General features: G+C 42.7%; 23 protein-coding genes. 1 reads left to right on the top strand and 22 read right to left on the bottom strand.

Annotated features, from left to right (window positions below; translation table 11 throughout):
• Positions 1–177 precede the first annotated feature (177 nt).
• Positions 178–1,995, top strand: a complete 1,818-nt coding sequence (glmS, locus tag T546_RS0108965) for a glutamine--fructose-6-phosphate transaminase (isomerizing) (RefSeq protein WP_026891319.1) — start codon at positions 178–180, stop codon at positions 1,993–1,995.
• A gap of 126 nt (positions 1,996–2,121) precedes the next feature.
• Here glmS and T546_RS0108960 read toward each other — a convergent pair whose 3' ends face one another.
• The 22 genes from T546_RS0108960 to mutL all read right to left on the bottom strand — a co-directional run bounded on the left by T546_RS0108960 (position 2,122) and on the right by mutL (position 22,763).
• Complete coding sequence (locus T546_RS0108960) at positions 2,122–2,754, bottom strand: cytidylate kinase-like family protein (RefSeq protein WP_026891318.1); 633 nt, start codon at positions 2,752–2,754, stop codon at positions 2,122–2,124.
• Positions 2,755–2,872: 118 nt separating this feature from the next.
• Positions 2,873–3,820 (bottom strand): RluA family pseudouridine synthase, encoded by a 948-nt coding sequence (locus tag T546_RS0108955; RefSeq protein ID WP_051629691.1) that lies wholly within the window; start codon positions 3,818–3,820, stop codon positions 2,873–2,875.
• Positions 3,790–4,302, bottom strand: coding sequence for a signal peptidase II (gene lspA, locus T546_RS0108950; protein WP_026891316.1), 513 nt, complete (start codon positions 4,300–4,302; stop codon positions 3,790–3,792). The genes T546_RS0108955 and lspA overlap by 31 nt, the downstream gene beginning before the upstream one ends.
• Before the next feature lie 9 nt (positions 4,303–4,311).
• Positions 4,312–5,400, bottom strand: a complete 1,089-nt coding sequence (aroB, locus tag T546_RS0108945; protein ID WP_026891315.1) for a 3-dehydroquinate synthase — start codon at positions 5,398–5,400, stop codon at positions 4,312–4,314.
• A gap of 168 nt (positions 5,401–5,568) precedes the next feature.
• Positions 5,569–6,090 (bottom strand): cell division protein SepF, encoded by a 522-nt coding sequence (locus T546_RS0108940; RefSeq protein WP_026891314.1) that lies wholly within the window; start codon positions 6,088–6,090, stop codon positions 5,569–5,571.
• Entirely contained in the window at positions 6,087–6,791 is a 705-nt protein-coding gene (locus T546_RS0108935) for a YggS family pyridoxal phosphate-dependent enzyme (RefSeq protein ID WP_026891313.1), read from the bottom strand. Before T546_RS0108935 ends, T546_RS0108940 begins: the two co-directional genes overlap by 4 nt.
• Positions 6,792–6,803: 12 nt before the next feature.
• Positions 6,804–8,243 (bottom strand): HlyD family efflux transporter periplasmic adaptor subunit, encoded by a 1,440-nt coding sequence (locus T546_RS0108930; RefSeq protein ID WP_034598658.1) that lies wholly within the window; start codon positions 8,241–8,243, stop codon positions 6,804–6,806.
• A gap of 101 nt (positions 8,244–8,344) precedes the next feature.
• On the bottom strand, positions 8,345–8,764 hold the full coding sequence (locus tag T546_RS0108925) for a hypothetical protein (RefSeq protein ID WP_026891311.1): 420 nt from the start codon (positions 8,762–8,764) through the stop codon (positions 8,345–8,347).
• A gap of 89 nt (positions 8,765–8,853) precedes the next feature.
• A complete protein-coding gene (locus T546_RS0108920; RefSeq protein ID WP_026891310.1) occupies positions 8,854–9,798 on the bottom strand; it encodes a D-alanyl-D-alanine carboxypeptidase family protein in 945 nt (314 codons plus the stop codon).
• 34 nt (positions 9,799–9,832) lie between these two features.
• Positions 9,833–10,228: a methylglyoxal synthase gene (gene mgsA / locus T546_RS0108915; RefSeq protein WP_024835918.1), complete on the bottom strand. Its 396-nt coding sequence runs from the start codon at positions 10,226–10,228 to the stop codon at positions 9,833–9,835.
• Between the two features lie 16 nt (positions 10,229–10,244).
• Positions 10,245–11,369, bottom strand: a complete 1,125-nt coding sequence (locus T546_RS0108910) for an FtsW/RodA/SpoVE family cell cycle protein (RefSeq protein ID WP_024835919.1) — start codon at positions 11,367–11,369, stop codon at positions 10,245–10,247.
• A gap of 2 nt (positions 11,370–11,371) precedes the next feature.
• Complete coding sequence (minE, locus tag T546_RS0108905) at positions 11,372–11,650, bottom strand: cell division topological specificity factor MinE (RefSeq protein ID WP_024835920.1); 279 nt, start codon at positions 11,648–11,650, stop codon at positions 11,372–11,374.
• Positions 11,651–11,661: 11 nt separating this feature from the next.
• Complete coding sequence (gene minD / locus T546_RS0108900) at positions 11,662–12,453, bottom strand: septum site-determining protein MinD (protein ID WP_024835921.1); 792 nt, start codon at positions 12,451–12,453, stop codon at positions 11,662–11,664.
• 35 nt (positions 12,454–12,488) lie between these two features.
• Positions 12,489–13,154, bottom strand: coding sequence for a septum site-determining protein MinC (locus T546_RS0108895; protein WP_026891309.1), 666 nt, complete (start codon positions 13,152–13,154; stop codon positions 12,489–12,491).
• Between the two features lie 20 nt (positions 13,155–13,174).
• Positions 13,175–16,039 (bottom strand): penicillin-binding transpeptidase domain-containing protein, encoded by a 2,865-nt coding sequence (locus T546_RS0108890; RefSeq protein WP_026891308.1) that lies wholly within the window; start codon positions 16,037–16,039, stop codon positions 13,175–13,177.
• A complete protein-coding gene (mreD, locus tag T546_RS0108885; RefSeq protein WP_026891307.1) occupies positions 16,032–16,550 on the bottom strand; it encodes a rod shape-determining protein MreD in 519 nt (172 codons plus the stop codon). The genes T546_RS0108890 and mreD overlap by 8 nt, the downstream gene beginning before the upstream one ends.
• A gap of 14 nt (positions 16,551–16,564) precedes the next feature.
• Positions 16,565–17,461, bottom strand: coding sequence for a rod shape-determining protein MreC (gene mreC / locus T546_RS0108880; RefSeq protein WP_026891306.1), 897 nt, complete (start codon positions 17,459–17,461; stop codon positions 16,565–16,567).
• Complete coding sequence (gene radC / locus T546_RS0108875; RefSeq protein ID WP_024835926.1) at positions 17,462–18,157, bottom strand: RadC family protein; 696 nt, start codon at positions 18,155–18,157, stop codon at positions 17,462–17,464.
• Positions 18,158–18,207: 50 nt separating this feature from the next.
• Entirely contained in the window at positions 18,208–18,459 is a 252-nt protein-coding gene (locus T546_RS0108870) for a DUF4321 domain-containing protein (RefSeq protein ID WP_026891305.1), read from the bottom strand.
• 91 nt (positions 18,460–18,550) lie between these two features.
• Entirely contained in the window at positions 18,551–19,831 is a 1,281-nt protein-coding gene (locus T546_RS0108865) for a methionine gamma-lyase family protein (RefSeq protein ID WP_026891304.1), read from the bottom strand.
• Positions 19,822–20,784, bottom strand: a complete 963-nt coding sequence (gene miaA / locus T546_RS0108860) for a tRNA (adenosine(37)-N6)-dimethylallyltransferase MiaA (protein WP_026891303.1) — start codon at positions 20,782–20,784, stop codon at positions 19,822–19,824. The genes T546_RS0108865 and miaA overlap by 10 nt, the downstream gene beginning before the upstream one ends.
• Positions 20,784–22,763, bottom strand: a complete 1,980-nt coding sequence (mutL, locus tag T546_RS0108855; protein ID WP_026891302.1) for a DNA mismatch repair endonuclease MutL — start codon at positions 22,761–22,763, stop codon at positions 20,784–20,786. Before mutL ends, miaA begins: the two co-directional genes overlap by 1 nt.
• Between the last annotated feature and the right edge of the window lie 16 nt (positions 22,764–22,779).

Genomic DNA, 22,779 nt, shown 5'->3' with positions numbered 1-22,779 from the left:
TGTGATCCAACATGAAATATGCAGGTAACTGCAAAACAAACATGCTGGAACCGGAGAACTTACAAATGAATAAAAGAAAAAAAGCTGCCATAAAATGAGGAAACAGACAGCCTGTTTTTTGTCTGTGATTTTTTATGAATGCTGTAATCAATTGAAAATATAAGGAGATTATAAAATATGTGTGGAATTATTGGATATACAGGACCTTTGGACTCTAAGAAAATATTGCTGGAGGGACTTTCTCAGCTGGAATACCGGGGCTATGACAGCGCTGGAGTTGCTCTTTGTATGGAAAACTCTCATATCCGTGTCATTCGTCATACTGGAAAGGTTTCAAATTTAAAAGAAGGCTGCAAGGATATTACTGAAGTATCCCACTGCGGTCTTGGGCATACAAGATGGGCAACCCACGGCGGCGTAACTACGGAAAATGCGCATCCTCACAGAGCTGGGCGCGTTACCCTGGTTCATAATGGAATTATTGAAAATTATCATCAGCTTACTACAGAATTTCATCTGGAAGATAAGCTTCATTCAGAAACCGACACAGAGGTTGCTGCCTGGGTGCTGGATCACATTTATCAGGGGGACCCCATTGAGGCCATTGCAAAGCTTGTTGGCCACTTAATAGGCTCTTACAGCTTCTGTATGATGTTTGAGGATCATCCTGGTGAAATATATGCAATCCGTAATGTAAGCCCACTGGTGGCCGCTTACACCCGTTCCGGTTCATTCCTGGCATCGGATCTGACTGCCCTGATTCCTTACACCAGACAGTATTTCGTAGTGCCTGAGAATCATATTGTAAAGCTTACCTCTTATCAGACACAGCTGTTTGATTTAGACCAGAAGGAACAGGAGCCAGAGCTTCTGGAAGTAAACTGGAATACGGAATCAGCTATGAAGAATGGCTTCCCACATTTTATGCTGAAAGAAATTCATGAACAGCCAGACGCTTTAAAGAACACCATTCTTCCGCGCCTGGTCAAGGGGCTTCCCGATTTTACGGATGACCAGATTCCGGATCATGTATTAAAGGACTGCAATCAGATCCACATTGTTGCCTGTGGTACCGCAATGCATGCAGGAATGGCAGCCAGAGCTCTCATAGAGCCTTTGTTAAGAATACCTGTAACCGTTTCCATTGCCTCAGAATTTCGTTATGAAGAACCCCTGGTTGATGATAAGACACTGGTAATAATCATATCCCAGTCAGGAGAGACCATTGATACGCTGGCGGCTCTTCGTCTTGCAAAGAATTATGGTTCAAAAACGCTTTCCGTCGTAAATGTGAAAGGCTCTACCATTGCAAGAGAAAGTGATTATGTTTTATACACCCATGCAGGCCCTGAAATTGCAGTAGCAAGCACTAAAGCCTATTCCGTACAATTAGCGGCTCTCTACATGATTGGCTGCCGTATGGCCTATGTACGTGAGTGCTACAGCAAGGATGAAGCCAGAGACTTTATGAAAGAGCTTTTAGATGCTATTCCGGCTATGGAAGCAATGCTTGAGAAGAAGGAATTAGTGAAGGATCTGGTAAGCCACCTCATCCAGAAACCAGACGCATTCTTCATTGGACGTGGGCTTGACTATGCATTCTCCCTGGAAGGTGCCTTAAAATTAAAGGAAATTTCTTATATCCATGCAGAAGCATATGCTGCCGGAGAATTAAAGCACGGTACCATAGCGCTCATTACAGATCAGGTTCCTGTCATTGCAATTGCCACACAGGAAAAGGTATTTTCTAAGACTATCTCTAACATCAGAGAGGTTAAGGCCAGAGGTGCATTTGTAATTTTGCTGACCAGAGAAAATGCTCAGATAGAAAAAGGCGTATCTGATATTCAGATCAACATTCCTGATATCAATGACAGCTTCACTGTATTCCCCATCGCAGTTATTTTACAGCTGATTGCTTACTACGCTTCTGTTGGTAAAAACCTGGATGTGGATCAGCCTAGAAATCTGGCGAAGTCAGTAACCGTAGAATAGGTTAAATGAAATAGCTGTTGAAATAACGGTTATATCTGATTGAATAAATTAAATATGCTATATTAAATAGGGTTATATAAAGAAACGGACATTTCCATGAAATTAAGAAATGTCCGTTTTGCTATATTATGATAACCTATTCATCTTCTCTTCTATAAAACACTTAATGACTTTCACGGCTCCATCAACCCCAACAGAGCTTCTGTCGACGCAGAGATCATAGCTCCTTACATCTCCCCATTTCTTATTGGAGTAATAATTATAATAGCTGGAGCGCTGCTTATCTGTTTTTACCATTAAATCTTTAGCCTTAGCATCATCAATCTGGTATAGCTCTTTTAAGGATTTGATTTTATCTTCGTCCTTTGCAGATATAAAAACGGATATCAGATTGGGATAATCGGAAAGTGCATAATCTGCACATCTTCCAACGATAACACACGGTTCTTCCATGGCAAGCTCTTTGATGGTTTCAAACTGTGCCAGAAACAGTTTATGGTTAATTGGCATATCCATATAACCGGAGGTTGTAAAACCCAAAGAATAGGTATCCATTACCAGGGAATATAAAAAGCTGCTGGTTGGCTTTTCATCGTGAGATTCAAACAGCTCCTCACTAAGTCCGCTGTTTTTCGATGCAAGTGCAAGAAGCTCCTTGTCATAACATTTAATTCCTAATTCTTCTGCCAGTTTCTGACCAATGACCTTTCCGGAACTTCCGCATTGTCTTCCAATTGTAATTACCGGATGTTTACTCATATCGATCACTCCTTCCAGTTATCTGATGGTAATATTATACATCGAAATATCTGAAAAATCTATATTTATTCTGATATTAAACAGTTTTCTATATAGAAAAAACCACTTAGACAATCTTCTAAGTGGTTCGTAGTTTTCTTAATAAATCCTCAAAATATTCAGGAAGGGGCGCGGTAAACTCCATATATTCCCCGCTTCTGGGATGTATAATACCAAGTACTCCTGCATGGAGTGTCTGTCCGGTCAGGCGAAATGGTGACTTAGCGGGACCGTAAACAGAATCTCCTAACAGAGGATGATTGATGCTTGCCATATGAACCCTGATCTGATGAGTCCGACCTGTCTCCAGCTGGCATTCTACATAGGTAAACTGCCGGTATCGTTCTAAAACCCGGTAATGAGTCACGGCTTCTCTTCCATTCTTTTCGTTAATGCTCATCTTCTTGCGGTCTACCGGATGACGGCCTATTGGGGCATTTACAGTCCCTTCATCCTCTTTTAAGACTCCATGGACCACGGCATAGTATTTCCTCGTAATGGAGTGTTCCTTTAATTGCTCTGCTATGGAGTTATGGGCCATATCGTTCTTGCAGACAATGAGCACCCCCGTCGTATCCATATCAATCCTATGAACGATTCCAGGGCGCATTACGCCGTTGATCCCAGATAAGTCTTCCCGGCAATGGGCCATTAAACCATTGACCAGCGTTCCGCTGTAATGGCCTGCCGCCGGGTGTACTACCATGCCCTTAGGCTTATTGATGAGGATGATATCCTTATCCTCATAGATAATGTTAAGCGGCATGTCCTCTGCTTCAATCTCAGGCTCTATGGCTTCTGGAATGCATAACAGGATATAATCGTTGGGGCACACCTTATAGTTGCTTTTGACTGTCTTCTGGTTTACTAATACAGTTTCATCCTTTAACAGCTTTTGCAAATAAGAGCGGGATACCTCACTGCATCGGTCGGATAAATACCGGTCAATCCGAATCCCGGCTTCTTCAGCTGTTACGGTAAATTCTAGATTCACTGTTAAACCTCCTTCTTTCCAAGGTTCAGGCATGATAAATCCTCTTCCTTGTAGTAAAAAAAGAAGAGAATGATAAAAAAGAACATGGAAATGGTAACATAACAGTCTGCAACGTTAAAAATTGGAAAGTTAATCAGTCTGAAATAAAGAAAGTCTACCACATAGCCCCGTGTAAATCGGTCTATCATGTTTCCTACTGCTCCTGCTGATAAAAACATGGCAATGACATGAAGAGGCAGATATTTTTTCGTGGCTGGCATACGAATAACTGCAAAAACAGCTACTGATAATACGGCTATAGCAACTAACAGGAAAAAAAACTGCTTTCCCTGAAGCATGCCAAAGGCTGCTCCACGGTTCTCGGAATATAATAATTCAAAGACTCCGGTCCAGATGTTATAAGCACTCTGATCCATAAGATGCTTTACCGCCAGGAGCTTGGTCCACTGGTCTAACCCGATTGCTGCAAAAAAGCCGATGATTAGTCCAATGATTAGTTTTGTCTTCTGATTCATAAAATCTCCTTATGCTAAGATGGGGATAAGACCCTTTGACATTTCTGTTTCTGTTACAGTCTTATCAACGTACGCCTTCCCTATCTGTTCTAACAGGATAAACCGGATGGTACCGGAATCCATCTTTTTATCATTCTTTGTAAGACTCACAATGTCCTGGGAGGAAAGACCGCTGACAGTCAATGGCATGTCAAAGTCCTTCATAAGCTCATTAAGCCTCGTAAGCTCCTCTTCCTGAATCATTCCCCTATGAATGGAAATGGCCATAGCAGCGATGCAGCCAAGCCCCACACAATGGCCGTGTAGCAGCTTGAAATCAGCCAGCTTTTCAATGGCATGTCCCAGGGTATGACCAAGATTTAAGAGGGCTCTGTCGCCTTGCTCCGTAGGATCCTTTTCCACCACCTCACGCTTTATGTGGTTACTGATCTTTACCATCTCTTTTAGATGCTCTAGGTCTCTGGCTTGAATCATAGAAGCATGATCCTTCAGCCATTGATAGTAGGAAGCATCACGGATCAGCCCATGTTTAATGACTTCTCCCATTCCAGAGGAAAACTGTTCCGGAGAAAGCGTCTTTAATGCGGATATGTTGGTATACACAAGCTTAGGCATATGAAACGCGCCTACCATGTTTTTGTAAGCATCAAAATCAACACCAGTTTTTCCACCGATGCTTGAGTCCACCTGAGACAGCAGAGTCGTTGGGACCTGAATAAAGGAAATACCTCTTAAATAAGTGGCAGCCGCAAAACCGCATAAATCGCCTACGACTCCGCCGCCTAATGCCAATAGAACATCGTGACGGTCGAATTGCCTTTTTATAAGAATCTCATATAAGCTCCTGACCGTATCCAGATTCTTATGTTCCTCTCCTGCGGGAAAAATAAAATGAGAGGCTTCCCTGCAGCAACGGGAGACAATCGCTTCCACTTCATCTAAATAAAGAGCCGCAACATTAGAATCTGTGACGATACAGATTCTGCGACCCTGTAAGCCAAATTCGTGCAATTCCCTCTCCAGACCATCAAATGTCATCTCCATAACAATGTCATACTGAAAGTCACCATTCATGTGTACCGGAACTCTATCTCCCATGATGCGATTCCTCCGTCGTAAAATTTGTCTGCCTATATTATGGAAGAAAGCAAACAATTCTCCTTTTCACCATTGCTCAGCTTTTTGGCCTCGCATATAAATAAGTGAATGTAACGGAAAATCATCTGCTTGTACCATAAAATATGTTATTGCATTATAAAAAGCGATCTAAAGACGTAGATTCATACCGCCCATATCCAAGCTTCCACTGTTAAGTAAGTCCTGGAAATCCCCGGACAATTCAACAGATTCAGGAGTTGCTATGAATATGTAATTTGATATTTTCTGCAGATTGCCATTCATGGAATAAGTAGCGCCTGATGTAAAATCTATGATCCTTTGGGCCACTTCCGTGTGAATTCCTTCCATGTTAAGTACAACTGCTTTTCCAGCCAGCATATGATCGCATATTTCTTTCGCATCTTCAATGGAAGTCGGTTTTACCATCGAAACTTCCATGGTTCTTGATTGCTTCATCGGCACTACCTTGGGAGAACGGGACAGAAAACGAGGCTTCTGTTCATATTCCTCTTCTTCATCGTAGTATTCATCATCAGTCTTTTTGGAAAAGAGTGTTTTCTTTGCAGGCTTTTCTTTTTCATCCTCGTAATCATCATCTAAATAGTAATCATCGTCATCATCTGTATCATTTAAGCGCATGCTATCCATCAGTTTGCCTAAAATGCTCATACTTCATTCTCTCCAATCTTATATCTTGTACCGAAAATACCGGTACCGACTCTAACAAGAGTAGCACCTTCTTCTATTGCAACTTCATAGTCTCCGGTCATACCCATTGAGAGCAAACTCATACTAACATTATCAATGTTTTTCCTTTGCATGTCAACATAAAATTGTCTTAATTTTTTAAAAACGGAACGATTTTCCTCAGAATTTTCAACAAAAGGTGCAATAGTCATGAGGCCTTTTATCCTAACATGGGGAAAGGTGGCGATTTTTAAAATGGCGCTTTCTGCTTCCTCTAGTTTAAAGCCAAACTTACTGTCTTCTTCAGCCACATTTATTTCCAGGAGGATATCAATGATTAAATCCTGTTTCCCAGCTTCTTCCTCGATCTGCTCTGCAAGACGAAGGGAATCAACGCTATGAATCAGCACTGTTTTTCCAATGATCTGCTTCACCTTATTACGCTGCAGATGACCAATCATATGCCATTTGATGTCCTGTGGAAGTTCCTTGTGTTTTTCACACAATTCCTGAACTTTATTTTCCCCAAAATCACGGACTCCAGCACCATATGCCTCTTCTATCATAGAAGCTGGCTTTGTTTTACTAACTGCAATAAGGGTCACTTCTTTGGGATCTCTCCCAGCTTTTTCACATGCGGATAAAATTCGTTTATTTACTTCTTCCAGATTTTCCAGAATCAATTTAATCACCTCTTATTGATATATTAATTCCCCTTCGCTGACAGTCTCTGCATTCAATACAATATGATCGTAAACAGCCAGCCCATAGGTCATATTTTTCTTAATGGTATAGTACTCATCATTGGATGACAATACATCAATCTGCTTGAACACGGCATATCCCTTGTTAATATTGTAAACTCCCTGCAAGGATGCGCTTGGCCCGACTTGATACCGATCAGTGGAGTTGGGCTTAACAATGTAATCGCCAGCCTTAAAGCCGTCCTTATCATTCATCTCAATATAGTAATTATTGCCTTCAGAATAATAGATCTCAGTTGGGACAAAGACCACAGAAGTGCCGGACTGAGAATAGACCTCTTTATTAAAGCCAGTTTCTGTGCTGTCTCCGCCTTGCGTCATGTAATCCATTGGTACCAGTAAAAAGTCTTTCTTAGTTACTGCAGTCACAGGAATCTTAAGACCATCAGCTCTCTGAGAGACTATTTCAAAGTCCACAAATCGATCCGAAGCGAATTGCACCATGTATTTGTCAAAATCAAGTTTGCCATAGGTTTTTCCATCGGTACCGGTAAATACGGTAAAATTTCCTGGAATCTTTAAATCATGGCCTGAAAATTGTACGGTAAGGCTTGTCTTATCTCCATAAGTTTTTGCATCCTCTTCGGCAAGCGGAAACACAACGGACCATAAATCAGATGTAATGAGCTTATATACTGGCACTCCTTTTTCAATCAGACTGCCGGACTTGGTTATGTTTTTTGTATACTTCGTACGGTCAAACACCTCTTCTGATATAGCGGAAGAATTCAGTGCCTCATAGGAATCAATGCCATAGGAAACAATTCCAGCCTGATCGGATTTCACCTGCTGAAAATTAACACCAGCCTTGTCCATCTGCTCTCCAAGGTTGTCCAGACTGTTAAAGTTCATGTATTCAAGGATCTCCGCGTCTACAGATAATTTAGTATCGTAAACAGACTGAAAGCGGTCACTGTTGTAGGCGAGACTAAAAGAGGTCAGCTGCTTTTTAAGACCAGATAAGTTTTCTGGCTTTAACGCTACCTTATCCTGAGCGTTTTCCGCAAGAAAAGTGGCAATCGTCCCGGTCTCATCAATGGAATATACTCTGGTTCCAGTGGAAGCCCGTTTGCCCTCTCTTACGTAATAGTTTACATAGCCGGAACGGTCTGTATTCTTAACCTCCTCCTGACGGAGAATGATACCTGTGTAATTTTTATTGTTTACAATGCTTCCTTCCTGCACTTCATAAAACATTACTTTATCTCTTCGAAGGTAAGCGGTTACACTGAACACCATATAAACAAAAATCAGCGCAAAGATGATCATGCCAACATTGATATTCAGAGGCCGTCGGTACCGGATTATTTTTTTGTTCTTCTTTGGTCGTGCAGCTTTCTTTCCTGGCTGCGTTGCCTTTTGTTTTGCCAACCTGACGCCTCCTTTCCTTTCATACATTATAAAAGGAAACTTCTAAAAATTCAAGAAAAATAAAGGGGACCGTTATCCAGCCCCCTGTTTATTATCTATGATTATAATGAAACAATCACATCGGCCTTAGCGTTCTCCGGCAGATGTTCCGCATCAATTGAAACGCTTAGAACGAAAGTTACGTGATACTTTTCACCGATTTTTTCCAAAGTTGCAATGGTCTCAGATATGTCTTCTCCTTCCAAACAGGCCAGCCTCAAAAAACTGTCAAAAAACATCATTTCCAAATCATGATCCTGAGATATGATACCACAGATAAAACCAATAAATCCTTCACTAGATGTTATCGGATACTCATTCACATTAATGAGACGGATTTTGTTGCTTAGCTCATACATGTGCTTAGAGCTTTTGTCCAAGTACACGATTGAGCCTTTTGAGTCTTTTACAGCGAAATTCGCTCTGTCTAACAGATGCTTTGTCTTTCCCTTACCCTTTTTTCCCGCTATTATCTGCACCATAGCAATCTCCTCCTTGCATTATTTAATTTGTATAAAAAGTTTATTCGGATTAATCTAATTATAGTACAAATTCATAAGAAAGGCAATGATTATTCTGCTATTTTATTTAATATATTTGTCATGTTATCGTAGAGAGTCGCGTGATTGGAAGCCTTTAAAACTACGGAAATGTATTCATTCTTAGAGTCATCCGAGCTTCCCATGATGAGACAGCTTCCGGCTGCCTGGGTAGTGCCCGTTTTCCCACCAAGAACGGTAAGTCCCTGTGGCATCTTTTTCTCACCAGTCAGATAACGGTTGGTATCCTTCCAGGTAACATTGACTGGATTTCCATCTTTATCCTGATAAGTAGTGGTGTAACGGTCTGTCCCGATAATTTTACGGAATTCCGGATATTTTAAAGCCTCGTTAAAGATTAAGTACAAATCATAAGCCGTCGTATAATGATTTTCATTGTTCAGTCCATGAGGATTCATGAAATGGGTGCCAGTGGCCCCCACCCTCACCGCTTCCTCATTCATCATCTTGGCAAAGGCGTCTGCATCGCCTGCAATGTGCTCCGCGATGGCTGCTCCTGCATCGTTACCGGAGGGAAGCATGAGTCCATATAAAAGCTGCTCCAAAGTCACCTTATCACCTGGTTTAATCCCACACAAGCTGGATCCAGGCTCCGTAATCACAGCAGCTTTTGTCACTGTAATTTCATCTGACAAATTGCCGTATTTTAAGGCAACAAGAGCGGTCATGGTTTTTGTAATGCTTGCAGGATACATTCGCTCAAACGGATTTTTAGCAAAGATCACAGATCCTTTTGTAAGGTCAAAAACAGCGGCTGCTTCCGCTGTAACTTTACTGTCCTGGCTGGCCACGTCTTCCGAAATGACACAAAGATTCTGGGCAAAGGTATCTGATTTATCCGTTTTACTTCCAGCCGCATAAAGAGCCGTCCGTTCCGAAAATACATATGGATTGTCAAGCTTACGCAGACCAGAGCATCCCGTTAACAGTATGGCAACGGAAAGGAAGCCTGACATTACTAAAGCTTTTCTTTTCACAAAAAACACCTCTTTATTTGTACATTTCCCGCCATTCAAGATCTCCTCGCTCCAGAGATTTGATTAAAAGCTCTGCAGTTGCAAGGTTGGTTGCAAGGGGAATATTGTGCATATCACAGGTGCTCATAATATTGACAATATCCGGTTCATGGGATTTCTGAGTAAGAGGGTCTCTTAAGAAGACCACCAGATCAATCTCATTGTGCTCAATTTGAGATCCAAGCTGCTGTTCTCCGCCCAAATGCCCTGCCAGATATTTATGAACGTTTAAATTTGTTACTTCCTCAATCAATCGTCCGGTTGTCCCGGTTGCATATAACATATGCTTGCTTAAAATGCCTCTGTAGGCAATGCAGAAGTTCTGCATCAGTTTTTTCTTAGAATCATGTGCAACTAATCCTATATTCATAACGATATACCTCCTATTAATTACCGATTTTGCGTTGCAATCCAACATTCAGCACCAGCCCCATGCCCATAAAAATACTAATGAGCGAACTGACTCCCGAGCTGATAAACGGAAGCGGGAGGCCTGTATTTGGGAAAATCTGTGTCGCCACTGCAATATTAGCAAATGCCTGAAAACCAATCAAAGCTGCCATACCCGTACAAATCAGTCTTCCTGATAAGTCTTTGGAACGGGCTGCCATATAAAGGCATTCAAAAACAACAAGACCAATAATGAGAATGATGATTACACTGCCACGAAACCCCATCTCTTCGCCAATGATAGCGAAAATAAAGTCGGTTTCTCCAGCTGATAAGAAATTCCCATCTTTTACAGATGCGATTGTCGTATTAAAAAGTCCCTTCCCCTGAAGCTGGCCGGAACTGATTGCCATGATTGAATTTTTTTGCTGATACAGATTTTCTGCATATTGCTCGGCATGCGGGTAAATCCACGCAAGAATACGCCGTGCCTGGTAGTCGTGAATAAAAGGAATTAGGCCCTTTGTCAGCAGGAATATAAAAAGCGCGCCTGCAGGTATTGCCACTGCAAGCACTCCACCGATCCAACGATAACTGATTCCTGCGGAAAAAACCATACAAAGAATGATAATGGTGACCACAAGACTGGTTGACAGGTTTGGTTCTGCAAAAATAAGGCCGATAGGAATGGCAGCTAGTCCTGCCGCCATTCCTATCATGACCGGCATATTCATCTTCTCCTGATATTTATTCCAGTACCAGGAGAAGAATATAATTAATCCTATTTTTACGAATTCAGAGGGCTGGATGCGACCGATACCCGGAAGGTTGATCCATCTGGTTGCACCTCCCGCCGTATGCCCCATAACCAGTACCGCCCCCAGTAAAATGATGCAGCCTGCATAAACCAAAACATACAGCTTTGTTATGTTGTGATAATCAATGATAGAAATGCCGATAGCCAAGGCAAACCCTACCATAACTCCTATGATCTGCTTCGTCACAATAGAGGAGTCCTGATTGGAGGCACTTGCCACCACCAGGATTCCAGTCACGGACAAAATTATCATATATAAAACTAAACGGTAATTATAAAACTTTAAGTTGATTTCTGAAAACATAATTAATATATCCCCTTGTCAGGTACATCGCGGATAGGGATGTTAGCATAAAGCACCGGAGAAAAACCTTCACAGTCCGGCTGCTTTAACTTCTTCATCTGTATCTCTATTCTGTCGGAATCTATATCCATGTATCTTGATACTACACGGATCATATCGTCTTTTATCATCTGCATGATTTCAGGAGAACAATCAGCCTTGTCCGCAACCAGCAAAAGTTTCAGACGATTTCTTGCAATTTCTCCTGAATTCTTCTTGCGGAATACAGGAAACAGGCTCATATCAAACCCTCCTATGCTCTCTTTAAGAGATTTGAGAGTTTGAAGAACAGGCCTTCGCGCACGGCTGGATTCTGAATCGGGATGTTCTCGCCGGCAATCCTTCTGCAGATATCCATGTAAGCTTGTCCCGCTGGGGTTCCCATGCCTACCAGCGGCTCTCCCTGATTGGAGGAAATAACAATATCCTCATCATCCGGTACAGCTCCTATGATATCTACCGCAAGTATGTCCATTACATCATCTAACGACATCATATCTCCGCGCTTTACCATGTCAGCCCGTATCCGGTTAACAATCAATTCAATGCTTCCCATATCAGCGGCTTCTAAAAGTCCGATAATACGGTCTGCATCCCGGATCGCAGAAACCTCCGGTGTTGTAACGACTATGGCTCTGCCAGCGCCTGCAATGGCGTTTTGGAAGCCCTGTTCAATCCCGGCAGGACAATCAAGGATAATAAAATCAAATTCATCCCTTAAATCGTCAACCAGCTTTACCATCTGGCCGGGTGTAACAGCAGTCTTGTCCCTCGTCTGTGCAGAGGGAAGTAAAAATAAGTTCGGGTATCTTTTGTCTTTTATCAGGGCCTGCTTCATACGGCAGTTCCCTTCTACCACGTCTACTAAATTGTAAACGATGCGGTTTTCCAGACCCATGACTACATCAAGGTTTCGCAGTCCGATATCAGTATCAATCAGAACTACCTTTTTCCCAAGAATTGCCAGTCCGGTACCGACGTTGGCAGAAGTTGTCGTTTTGCCTACCCCGCCTTTTCCAGAAGTGATTACGATGATTTCACACATACCATATCCTCCTGATTTTTATACCTTATACTATTTTACCTTAATTTATGGAATATTTCCATACTTTTTTTCATTGGTTTAACAATGACCTTATTATTTTCAAGATAAGCCTTCATGGGTCCCCTGCCCAAACGCCTGCCACGGCCATCAAGACCTGAAGTACAGTCTGCGATACGCAGCTGTATGGGAGCCATATCAAGAGCGGTGATCAGTGCGCTCTTATTACCAGCTACCCCGGCACATACGGTTCCGGTTAACTTGCCAAGAACAATGACATTTCCCTTAGCAAGCACCTTAGCACCTTTGCACACGTCTCCAATAATGACAATGCTGGCTTCCGATTCCAAGGTCTCTCCGTTTTGCAAATTACCTTTAAAGAACTGGCCGGTCTGACAGGACAGCTCCATAAGTTTCTCATTGAGTGCTTTTTCACATCGCTCCAACCGGTTCGCATCCGTATCGACAATACAGATAATTTCCACATTGGAGTTATTCGTAATCTGGTTGATGATTGCGAATTCTTCTTCAGAAGTTAATTGCCTGCCTTCTAGAGTCAGGGTCATTTGTACTGATCCCCAGAATTTTGAATTATCCCCGAATTTTTTCCCAATATCAGAAAGAAGCTGAGGGAAAGGGAGGTCGGGGTCCAGGATGACAGTCATACCTGCTCTGTTGCTCTTAATTACTACGGTATTATGCATCATATCACCTCTTATCCTAGTTAATCGCGAATATTGACTTTCGCTGCATCCAGGGCACCCGCGTTTACAATGGATTCTAAGTCAGTATAACCATAGTAGTATTTGTAAACATTCTTCGCAATATTGGCCGCATTGGATGATGAGTAGCCATACGGAATATTCACAGTAACACAGATTTCCGGATTGTCATATGGCGCATAAGAAATGAAGAAAGCATGGTTGGGTTTGTTGCGGGCTTCCTGAGCGGTACCTGTCTTACCTGCAATCTCCACTTCAAGGTCTTGAAACAACCTTTTGGTTGAACCATTTGCAATCACTTCTCTCATTCCCTGTTGTACAGTATCCCACGTTGTTGTCGCCGCGTCAATATGAGAAGAAATCTTAGGGGTATAATCTTGTATCAGATTGCCTTCAGAATCCGTTGTTTTATCAAGTAAACTGAGTTCAAAAACGGTTCCCCTGTTTGCGATGGCTGCCACATATCTGGAAAGCTGTACATTGGTGTACGCATGGCTTCCCTGTCCCATGGCAGAACGCTCGGGAGCTTCTTTGGAAATCTGAGGATCAAGCTCTGCAATTTCTACGCCGGACTTATGATCCAGTCCGAACTTGGTTGCGTAAGTGCGTAAAACATCAAGGCCCAAATCTGGGGAGTATACGCCTCCGGCATCGGTTGACAAACGATGCCCTAAATCCGCAAATAAAAAGTTACAGGAATTTTCAATTCCACCTACTATATTCAAAGGGCCGTGATGCCCGGAATAAATCCAGCATTTAATTGGCGGTTCCACATCTGTATAGATGCCGGTACAGTTTATGGTCTCATCGGTTGTAATGGCTCGTTCTTCCAGTGCCGCAACTGCTGTAATCGGCTTAAAGGTAGAACCTGGTGCTTTTCTCGTCTGAGTCGCATTGTTATAAAGGGGCAGAGACATGTCTGCCTGAAGCTGACTGAAATAGGTCCCGTCTCCGATCCGGTTGTTATCATACCCAGGATAAGAAACCAATGCAAGAACTTCGCCTGTTTTATCATTAGTAACTACAACACCAGCGTTACAGGGCGATAATGCCAGCTGGGCCGGTGTGATCTCCAAGGTGGACAGCTTTTTTAACAGGAAGGAGTAGGCATCTCCGGTGGCTCTAAGCTGGGCCGCATCCTGACCGTCATCCTTTAATACTCCCTGGTCGTACAGGGCGAGGCACAGTTCCTGACCGGTAATAACATCGTCATTAATCAGGTAACGGTAAATCCTCTTGGTGAAGTTACGGTCCCCTTCCAGATTGGTCAGTACATAATTAATAAGCTGTTCAAAGGTATCATCTGCATTGGAATATTTGGAACCGGTTTCAAGCTTTGTGGTATCCACCCAGCCGTTTGCAATTCCATAATAAAGATAATCCCTGAGACTCATCTCATTGGATTTCCAGGCCTGGTATTCTTCACTTGAAGTATCTACCTGATCTTCTTTAATGATACCAACCGTGGGGCCTGACAAATAGGTATAGATATAAAACATATAAGCTTTCATATCTTCCGGCAGATCCTTCATCGGTGTGGGATGGGCACTCATTAATTCATTTCTTAAATTTGCAAATATCTGTTTTTGAGAAGATATGTATTTGGAATAGATATTTTTTTCAACCGCAGAGGCATCTGTTTCCTCCAGTTCCTTTAAGGATAGTACATTGTTATTGATCAGCTGATAATAAGCATCCTTAACAGGGATTTTCATATTAGAACCATCGGTATTAGCCCCGGTTTTATAATCACCATTCACAATGGTTTTTATGAGAACACCAGCTAAAGACTGTTCAATCAAATGATAAATACCAACCTGAAGGTCCGCATCCTGATTTAAATATACATCATTTCCAGCAGAGGAATCGGTTTGATCCTTGGTTTCACGGATTCTTCCTACGCTGTCTTTGTATATGGTCTTCTTGCCCTTGGTTCCCTGAAGCTCATGTTCCATGGTGTATTCAATGCCGGTACGTCCTACGATATCGTTAATATCATAGTCATCTTTCTTCTTCTGAAGATCCTCCAACTGATCCTCAGGTACCTTTCCCGTATAACCGATAATAGGGGCAAATGGAATGCTGTAATTATAGGCCCGAATGGTGGTTTCCTCTACACTGACTCCCTGTAAATCACTAAGATGCTCCAAGATATCCGCCACTGTCTCATCACTCACCTGGGAGGCTACTGTCGTCGCTTCATATTTCCGGTAGGACATGAGACGAAGGGCGTATTTAATATTTATAATATCAAGGGCTTCCTGGTCAGTTAAAGTGATTATGTTCTCTTTCGTGTCTTTCAAATCCTTTAAGCCATTTTCTTTGCAGGCCCAATCAAATAACTCTCTTGCGCTTAAATTCGAGGGATACTTCCCCTTTTCATCATCCAGCTCGTCTATACTTTTTAATCCGTAATAATCACGAAGGAATCTTTTTCTTGACGTTTCAGAGGAAGAGGTATAAACCATATCTCCATTTGAGTCTATGGCCACTTCAAATTTACTCTGAATGGTCTCTTTATGGTTCTGAAGGATTCTCACCAGGTTCAAGTACATATTGTTTCTGGCGGCTGGAGTTTTATAGGCTCCGTTATCCTGAACCGTCACCGAGTAAGCCAGCTTGTTATAAGCTAAGACCTTACCATTCCTGTCATAAATATTGCCTCTCGTACCAGCTGTGGTGATGGTCTGCTCTGTTATCTGGAAATATTCATTAAGGGCCTTTTCTCCATTGATAATCTGCATATGGAACAGCTTGTTAATTAAGCCGACATACATGGCAAAACAAATGATTCCAAGTACGAAAAGCCGGGATGATACAGCTTTTTTAAAAAACTCAGAAACGATGTCCAATAAATCCCTAAACAATGTTCGAATCTCCTCTTTTTCCTATGTCTTCCAAATGACGATTTATAATCATTAATACACGATAAAGAAGCAGTGTCGTCACTACGGTAAAAATGATTTCCGGCAGCACGATATTAACAAAATAGTATCCAATCCGCAGCTTTTGGCGGATCAGGAACCGGAAAACATAAATGTAAAAGTTGTAAGTCAATTCATTCAGTACACTGAGTATTAATGGAAGGGTAATATAATCTTCGTAATAATACTTGGTGCAAATACCATTCACATACCCTACATATAGAAAAATCAGGGTATAAAAGCCGAAGGGACCAGTATAAAACAGATCCATCAGCAACCCGGAAAGCAGACCGTAATACATTCCTGCCTCTTTTCCATGCATGAAGCCGAAGGAAAAGGTCAGAATTAAAAGCAGATTTGGAGACGCTGATAAAAACGGCAGCAATGGGAATATACAGTTTTGAATGGTAAATGCCAGAATAATCAGCAGTACATTGAAAAAAACACGTCTCATGATACTCCTTTTCGCTATTGAGAAGCACTTTCCGTCGCCTGTGTTTCAGCGGAAGTTGTCTCCTGGGAAGTTTCTTCTTTCATCATTTCAGATTTTAATTTCGTAATAACCAGTACTTCCTGCAGACTGTCAAATTCTGCGGCAGGGACCAGATATCCGGATTTTGTAACATTGTTACTGTCGTTGGTAATATCAGCGGCATAACCCACCAAAAGTCCTGGAAGGAATACCGAGCTTATATTGGAAGTGACAATTTTATCTCCATCCTTTAAATCACTATCCTTTAAAACATTGGTGATTCTAAGTCTTCCTTCTTTAAATAAAGTCAGATCACCGGCAACAATACAGCTGTCACCAGACTGCATTGCCATACTGCTTACACGGCTGGAATCATCAATGATGGAACGGACTGTAGCATAATTGGCACCTACATCCGTAACGATTCCCACAAGACCGCCGCCAGCCATTACATTCATATTCACAGCAATGCCATCCTTGGAGCCCTTGTCAATACGGAACACCTGAAACCAGTTGCTGGAATCATTGGCAATGACTCTGGCTCCCACTTTTTCATATTGTCCGTACTGCTGATCCAGACCATAGAGCTTTCTAAGGCGGTTTAGTTCCAGTTCCTCTGATTGAAGTCTGGTATTTTCTTCGGTCAGCTGTGTGATGATATCTTTCATCTCTTTATTTTCTTTTTGGGCACTGTGCAATTTAGAAAGGTCTGTGATTTCCCCGTATATGGCGGAACCCACTGAATTAACTCCTGATTGCACCGGAATCAGGACATAGCCCACGCCCGTCCGAAGAGGGGTCAGCCACGTGTCGCGAATCGAGGTCAGCCCAATCAGCAGGATACAAAATACGGTTAAAGATATAAGAACATATTTACTGCGCTTTGATTCCATTTACAAGATTCCCCGTTCTTTCAAACTGATATAACAATTATCTCCTATAATTATGTGATCTAACAGCCGAATGCCTAATAATTCTCCGGCTTCCTTAACTCTTTTTGTAAGGTTGATATCTTCTCTGCTTGGAGCTGGGTCACCGCTTGGGTGATTGTGAATCATCACCAGGCTCACAGCATGATGCTTCACAGCTTCAATGAAAATCTCTCTGGGAGAAACAACGGATACATTGACCGTTCCCTGAGAGATCATTATGTCCCTGATCAGGACTCCTTTTGTATTCAGAAGCATTACATAAACAAGCTCCTGTTCCCTGTGACGCATGTCTTCCACATAGTAGTTGACGATGTCAAGGGGATTATGAAAAGAGGCCGCTTCCAGCTGTGCTGTTCTTTTCCAGATGCGTTTAGAAAGCTCTCCGATGCATAAAAGCTGGGCACCTTTGACTGTTCCGATCCCTTTCACCTGCATGAGTTCCTGCATAGAAAGGTGTAAAAGCCCTAAAATACCCTTCTTCGGATAATTTAGGGCCAGTATCTTTTGTGCCAGTATCAGAGAATTCTCTCCTCTGCTACCCGTGCGGATAATGATCGATAAAAGTTCCGCGTCGCTTAAGCTCTGTGCCCCTTCTTTCAAACACTTTTCATAGGGCCTCTCATCCGATGGGATGTCTTTCATGGTTATACGTTTCATATGTCTCCTGTCCGTTACTCTCCAGGCACGTGTATAGACATATGTAAGAATCAAATGAACCGATACGTTATGAGGGCTGCCCCTATTCCTATAATGCCGGACATGGTGATTTTTATATTAAAACCAAAGGTAATGACTAAAATGCCGAAATTTACTACAATGGGCGTATCGAATCCAAAAGACTGTCCTGCACTTAGCCATGACAATCCGGATATACCCTCAGTAAGATTTCCAACAAAGCCTCCTAATACAACACCGGCAAGCATAAGAAGAAGCAGTATCCAGCAATTTTTGTACTTCATCTGCTCTGCTACCCCTTTTGGTTTAATGGCAGGAATGTCCATACCTATCATGATATTTTAGCATAGTTTTCCATTCGTGTATACCGTTTTTTTAGATTTGAACCAATCCTGCATCCAAAAGCTTTTGCAGAGACATTAAAATACCAAGCTTTGCATGATACCAGGTAAGTCCTCCCTGAAAATAAACAGCGTAGGGAGGTTTTATAGGCCCATCCGCACTTAATTCAATGGAGGAACCCTGAACAAATGCACCGGCTGCCATAATGACAGGGGCATCGTATCCTGGCATATCCCATGGCTCTGGGGAAACAAAGCTGTCAACCGGAGCTGCCGCCTGAATTCCCTGGCAAAATGCGATAACGCCCTCCGGATTTCCAAAGGTAACAGCCTGAATGATATCATGACGGGATTCGCTTCCGTTTGGAACCACTTGAAATCCCAGCTTTTCGTATACATTGGCAGCGAATACAGCTCCTTTTAAAGCACCGGCAACTACCGTTGGTGACAGGAATAATCCCTGATAAAAGGCCTGGTTAAGTCCAAGACTTGCTCCTACCTCTTTTCCAAGACCAGGGGCTGTCAGCCGATAGGATGCCTTGTCAATGCACTCTGTTTTTCCGGCAATGTATCCGCCTATGGGAGCAAGACCGCCACCTGGGTTTTTGATCAGAGATCCAACGATCATATCAGCCCCAACATCAGACGGCTCCATTCGCTCAACGAATTCTCCGTAGCAGTTATCCACCATACAGATTACATCCGGCTTGATTTCTTTCACAAATGCAATCAGCTCGCCAATCTGCGAAACAGAGAACGTGGGACGTGTATCGTAGCCCTTTGATCTTTGTATGGTGATAAGCTTTGTCCGTTCATTGATGGCTTTTTTAATGGATTCGTAATCAAACGTACCATTGGGCAGAAGATCCACCTGACGGTAGATGACTCCATACTCTTTTAGAGAACCAGTACTCTCTCTGATACCAATTACTTCTTCTAAGGTATCGTATGGCTTACCGGCTGGAGAAAGCAGTTCATCACCTGGGCGGAGATTTCCGGAAAGAGCGATAGAGAGGGCGTGGGTTCCGCTGATTAAGTTTGGTCTTACCAAAGCGCTTTCTGTGTGAAAGACACTGGCATAAACATCTTCCAAAGTATCTCTTCCAAGATCGTTGTAACCATAGCCAGTGGTCGCTGCAAAGTGAATATCACTGACCCGGTTATCCTGCATGGCTTTGATTACCTTCATTTGATTGTATTCTGCATTTTCATCTATTTCCTGAAAACGATCTTTTAGGTTATCTTCTATCTTTTTTCCAAAATCCAGGACTTTCTTGCAAATTCCAAGATTCTCGTACATTGCATCTATTTCCATTGTTCCTTATTCTCCAATCCGTATGTCTCATTGATCTCCTGAATCATGGTTTCCAGTACCTTGTCCAGATCATTGTTAAAGTCAGGCAGACACAGCCATTTCACATCTCGTTCTCTTTTAAACCAGGTAATCTGGCGTTTGGCAAAATGTCTGGTATCTCTTTTTAACAGATAAACCGCTTCTGAAAGAGTGCATTCTCCCTGCAGATAATCAAGAATTTCTTTGTATCCCAGTCCCTGCATGGAAACCATATTTCTGGTGCAGCCAGAGTCTTTTAACTCTTTCACTTCCTGAACCAGCCCCTGCTTCATCATCTCGTCCACCCTTTGATCAATTCTTTGATACAGGATGTCCCGATCTGTATTAACGACGTAATACAGGAAATCATAAGGAGATTCTTTTTCCCGTTCCCGTTTGTTGTGTTCCGAGATCCGCTCCCCTGTCTGCCGGTAATATTCAATCGCCCGGATCACCCGCTTTATATTGTTGGCATGAATCTGCTTGGCGGATTCAGGATCTATGGCAAGAAGCATCCCGTGAAGATGATCTGCCCCTTTTTCTTTTGCGAGAGCTTCCAGTTCATCTCTTATGGAGGTATCCTCCCCATTCTCCGTAAAATCAATGTCATTTAACAGGGCCTGGATATAAAAACCGGTCCCCCCCGCGACAATGGGGATATTTCCCCTGGAATAGATCTCTTCCACAGCTGCCTTCGCCAGTTTCTGAAACACGGTCACATTAAATTCTTCGTCTGGTTCCAGAACATCAATAAGATGATGGGGAACTCCCATCATCTCCTCTTTTGTGATTTTGGCAGAGCCGATATCCATGCGGCGGTAGACCTGCATGGAATCGGCACTGATAATTTCTCCACCGATCGCCTTTGCAAGGCGGATGGACAATGCAGTCTTCCCCACCGCAGTAGGGCCGGTTAAAATAATTAATGGTTTCATTACACAATCCTCTTAAATTTCTTTTCCAGCTCATATTTACTCATGGAAATAATTGTAGGTCTTCCGTGAGGACAGGCGTAAGGATTCTCAAGACCCAGAAGCTGATCAATCAGTTCGTTGGCCTCTGCAAAGGAAAGGCGGTTATTGCCTTTTACGGCTCCCTTGCATGACATGGAAGCAATTTTTTCATAAATGACATCCGGATTGCTGACAGCTGTATCTTCTGAAAGGCCGTCGATCATCTCAATCAAAAGTTCTTTTTTTGCAATGGAAAATAAATTAGCCGGAACTCCTCTGACCGCATATTCTCTTCCCCCAAAAGGTTCGATTTCAAAGCCCATTTCCGTAAAATATTTCAGATGCTGATTGAGCAAGACCTCTTCGTTCCGGTTCAGAGTCAGAATGATAGGCGGATTTATTAACTGGGATGTATACTCCCTTGTTTTTAGTGTTGCCATGGTTTTCTCATATAAAACCTTTTCATGGGCAGCATGTTGGTCAATAATATAAAGCTGCTCATTAAATTCCACCAGCCAGTAGGTATCAAAAAGCTGTCCAATCAGCTTATGCATGGATCGGGCCTTTGGCTCCAATAGCTTTCCGTCAAAAAGATCCATTTGTTTAGGCTTCTCTTCAGGCTGAATCGGGGGTTCCGGTAGAGTTTCTGGCAAAGCTTCCGGTAGAGCTTCCAGTGAATTAGCTTTGTTTGTAGATGCCTGGGGCTTTAGCCAGTTGGCCGAAAGTTCATCTGGTTCCCTGACAATCTCCGGCTGAATGTTTTGAGAAAACTGAGATGGTGATGGGATCAACCGTTTCTGGAACCCTTCTGTAATAGTAGGAGGAGTAGTATATTCCTTTGCCGCAGACTGTTGCTGCATTGCCATAAGTCTGTTTTTTTCAAAGGGCTCTGGAGCAGGTTCGTGCTTTTTCCCAGACATACTAAGTCGGCTGTCTTCTGTCCTTTTTACCAGCTCGACCTCAGGAATCAATTCCTTATGGGCGAGAGCACTGGCAACTGCCTGGTATACCATGTGATAGACCATTTCTCCATCCCGGAAACGCAGCTCCATCTTTGTGGGATGGACATTGACATCCAGTGTTTCAGGGTCAATGGTAAAATGCAGCATGGTAAACGGGTACTTGTGCTGCATCATAAAGGGCTTATAAGCTTCCTCAATGGCGCGGCAGATCACAGTGCTTTTTATGTATCTTCCATTAATGAAATAATTTTCATAGTTCCGGTTTCCTCTGGCAATCACAGGTTTTCCAATATATCCCTCTACGGAAATATCCGGCTTCTTTACGGAAACCTCTAAAAGATTGGAAGCAATTTCTCTTCCAAAAACCGTGTATACAATATCCTTTAAATTATGATTTCCAGAAGTATGAAGCTTGTTCTGGTTATTCTGGATAAAACGGATGGAGACCTCAGGATGGGACAATGCCAGCTTTTCCACCAGCTCCGCCACATGTGCCCCTTCAGTCATGGGAGTCTTTAAGAACTTCTTTCTGGCCGGAGTGTTAAAAAATAAGTTTCTGGCGATAAAGGTGGTTCCTTCCGGAGCACCGATTTCTTCCAGAGTCTTCTCCTCTCCGCCGTCAATCTGATAGCGGGTTCCTGTAAGTCCAATGCTGGTCTTGGTAATAAGCTCTACCTGGGAAACAGACGCTATACTTGCAAGAGCCTCACCCCTGAAGCCCAGGGAGGAAACGGTAAATAAATCTTCCACCGATTTGATCTTACTGGTGGAATGACGCAAAAATGCCAGGGGGACTTCTTCTTTTGGGATTCCGCATCCATTATCAGTGACACGGATAAAGCTGGTTCCCCCTTCTTTAATCTCTACAGTTACAGCAGTAGCCTTTGCATCAATGGCATTCTCCAGCAACTCCTTGACTACAGATGCCGGGCGTTCTATTACCTCACCAGCCGCAATCTTATTAATCGTATTTTGATCAAGTACTGTTATATTCGGCATGATACCAGCTCCTTTC

It is taken from the genome of [Clostridium] aerotolerans DSM 5434 (assembly GCF_000687555.1).
GTDB classification, from domain to species: domain Bacteria; phylum Bacillota; class Clostridia; order Lachnospirales; family Lachnospiraceae; genus Lacrimispora; species Lacrimispora aerotolerans.
The sequence above is the reverse complement of the archived record's forward strand: the minus strand, read 5'-3'. Positions and strand labels throughout refer to the sequence as shown.

Bases quoted from the DNA above. Each gene is read 5' to 3' on its own strand.
- glmS (WP_026891319.1), top strand. From the start codon at position 178: ATGTGTGGAATTATTGGATATACAGGACCTTTGGACTCTAAGAAAATA.
- T546_RS0108960 (WP_026891318.1), bottom strand. From the start codon at position 2,754: ATGAGTAAACATCCGGTAATTACAATTGGAAGACAATGCGGAAGTTCC.
- T546_RS0108955 (WP_051629691.1), bottom strand. From the start codon at position 3,820: ATGCCTGAACCTTGGAAAGAAGGAGGTTTAACAGTGAATCTAGAATTT.
- lspA (WP_026891316.1), bottom strand. From the start codon at position 4,302: ATGAATCAGAAGACAAAACTAATCATTGGACTAATCATCGGCTTTTTT.
- aroB (WP_026891315.1), bottom strand. From the start codon at position 5,400: ATGGGAGATAGAGTTCCGGTACACATGAATGGTGACTTTCAGTATGAC.
- T546_RS0108940 (WP_026891314.1), bottom strand. From the start codon at position 6,090: ATGAGCATTTTAGGCAAACTGATGGATAGCATGCGCTTAAATGATACA.
- T546_RS0108925 (WP_026891311.1), bottom strand. From the start codon at position 8,764: ATGGTGCAGATAATAGCGGGAAAAAAGGGTAAGGGAAAGACAAAGCAT.
- T546_RS0108920 (WP_026891310.1), bottom strand. From the start codon at position 9,798: ATGTCAGGCTTCCTTTCCGTTGCCATACTGTTAACGGGATGCTCTGGT.
- mgsA (WP_024835918.1), bottom strand. From the start codon at position 10,228: ATGAATATAGGATTAGTTGCACATGATTCTAAGAAAAAACTGATGCAG.
- T546_RS0108910 (WP_024835919.1), bottom strand. From the start codon at position 11,369: ATGTTTTCAGAAATCAACTTAAAGTTTTATAATTACCGTTTAGTTTTA.
- minE (WP_024835920.1), bottom strand. From the start codon at position 11,650: ATGAGCCTGTTTCCTGTATTCCGCAAGAAGAATTCAGGAGAAATTGCA.
- minD (WP_024835921.1), bottom strand. From the start codon at position 12,453: ATGTGTGAAATCATCGTAATCACTTCTGGAAAAGGCGGGGTAGGCAAA.
- T546_RS0108895 (WP_026891309.1), bottom strand. From the start codon at position 13,154: ATGCATAATACCGTAGTAATTAAGAGCAACAGAGCAGGTATGACTGTC.
- mreD (WP_026891307.1), bottom strand. From the start codon at position 16,550: ATGAGACGTGTTTTTTTCAATGTACTGCTGATTATTCTGGCATTTACC.
- mreC (WP_026891306.1), bottom strand. From the start codon at position 17,461: ATGGAATCAAAGCGCAGTAAATATGTTCTTATATCTTTAACCGTATTT.
- radC (WP_024835926.1), bottom strand. From the start codon at position 18,157: ATGAAACGTATAACCATGAAAGACATCCCATCGGATGAGAGGCCCTAT.
- T546_RS0108870 (WP_026891305.1), bottom strand. From the start codon at position 18,459: ATGAAGTACAAAAATTGCTGGATACTGCTTCTTCTTATGCTTGCCGGT.
- T546_RS0108865 (WP_026891304.1), bottom strand. From the start codon at position 19,831: ATGGAAATAGATGCAATGTACGAGAATCTTGGAATTTGCAAGAAAGTC.
- miaA (WP_026891303.1), bottom strand. From the start codon at position 20,784: ATGAAACCATTAATTATTTTAACCGGCCCTACTGCGGTGGGGAAGACT.
- mutL (WP_026891302.1), bottom strand. From the start codon at position 22,763: ATGCCGAATATAACAGTACTTGATCAAAATACGATTAATAAGATTGCG.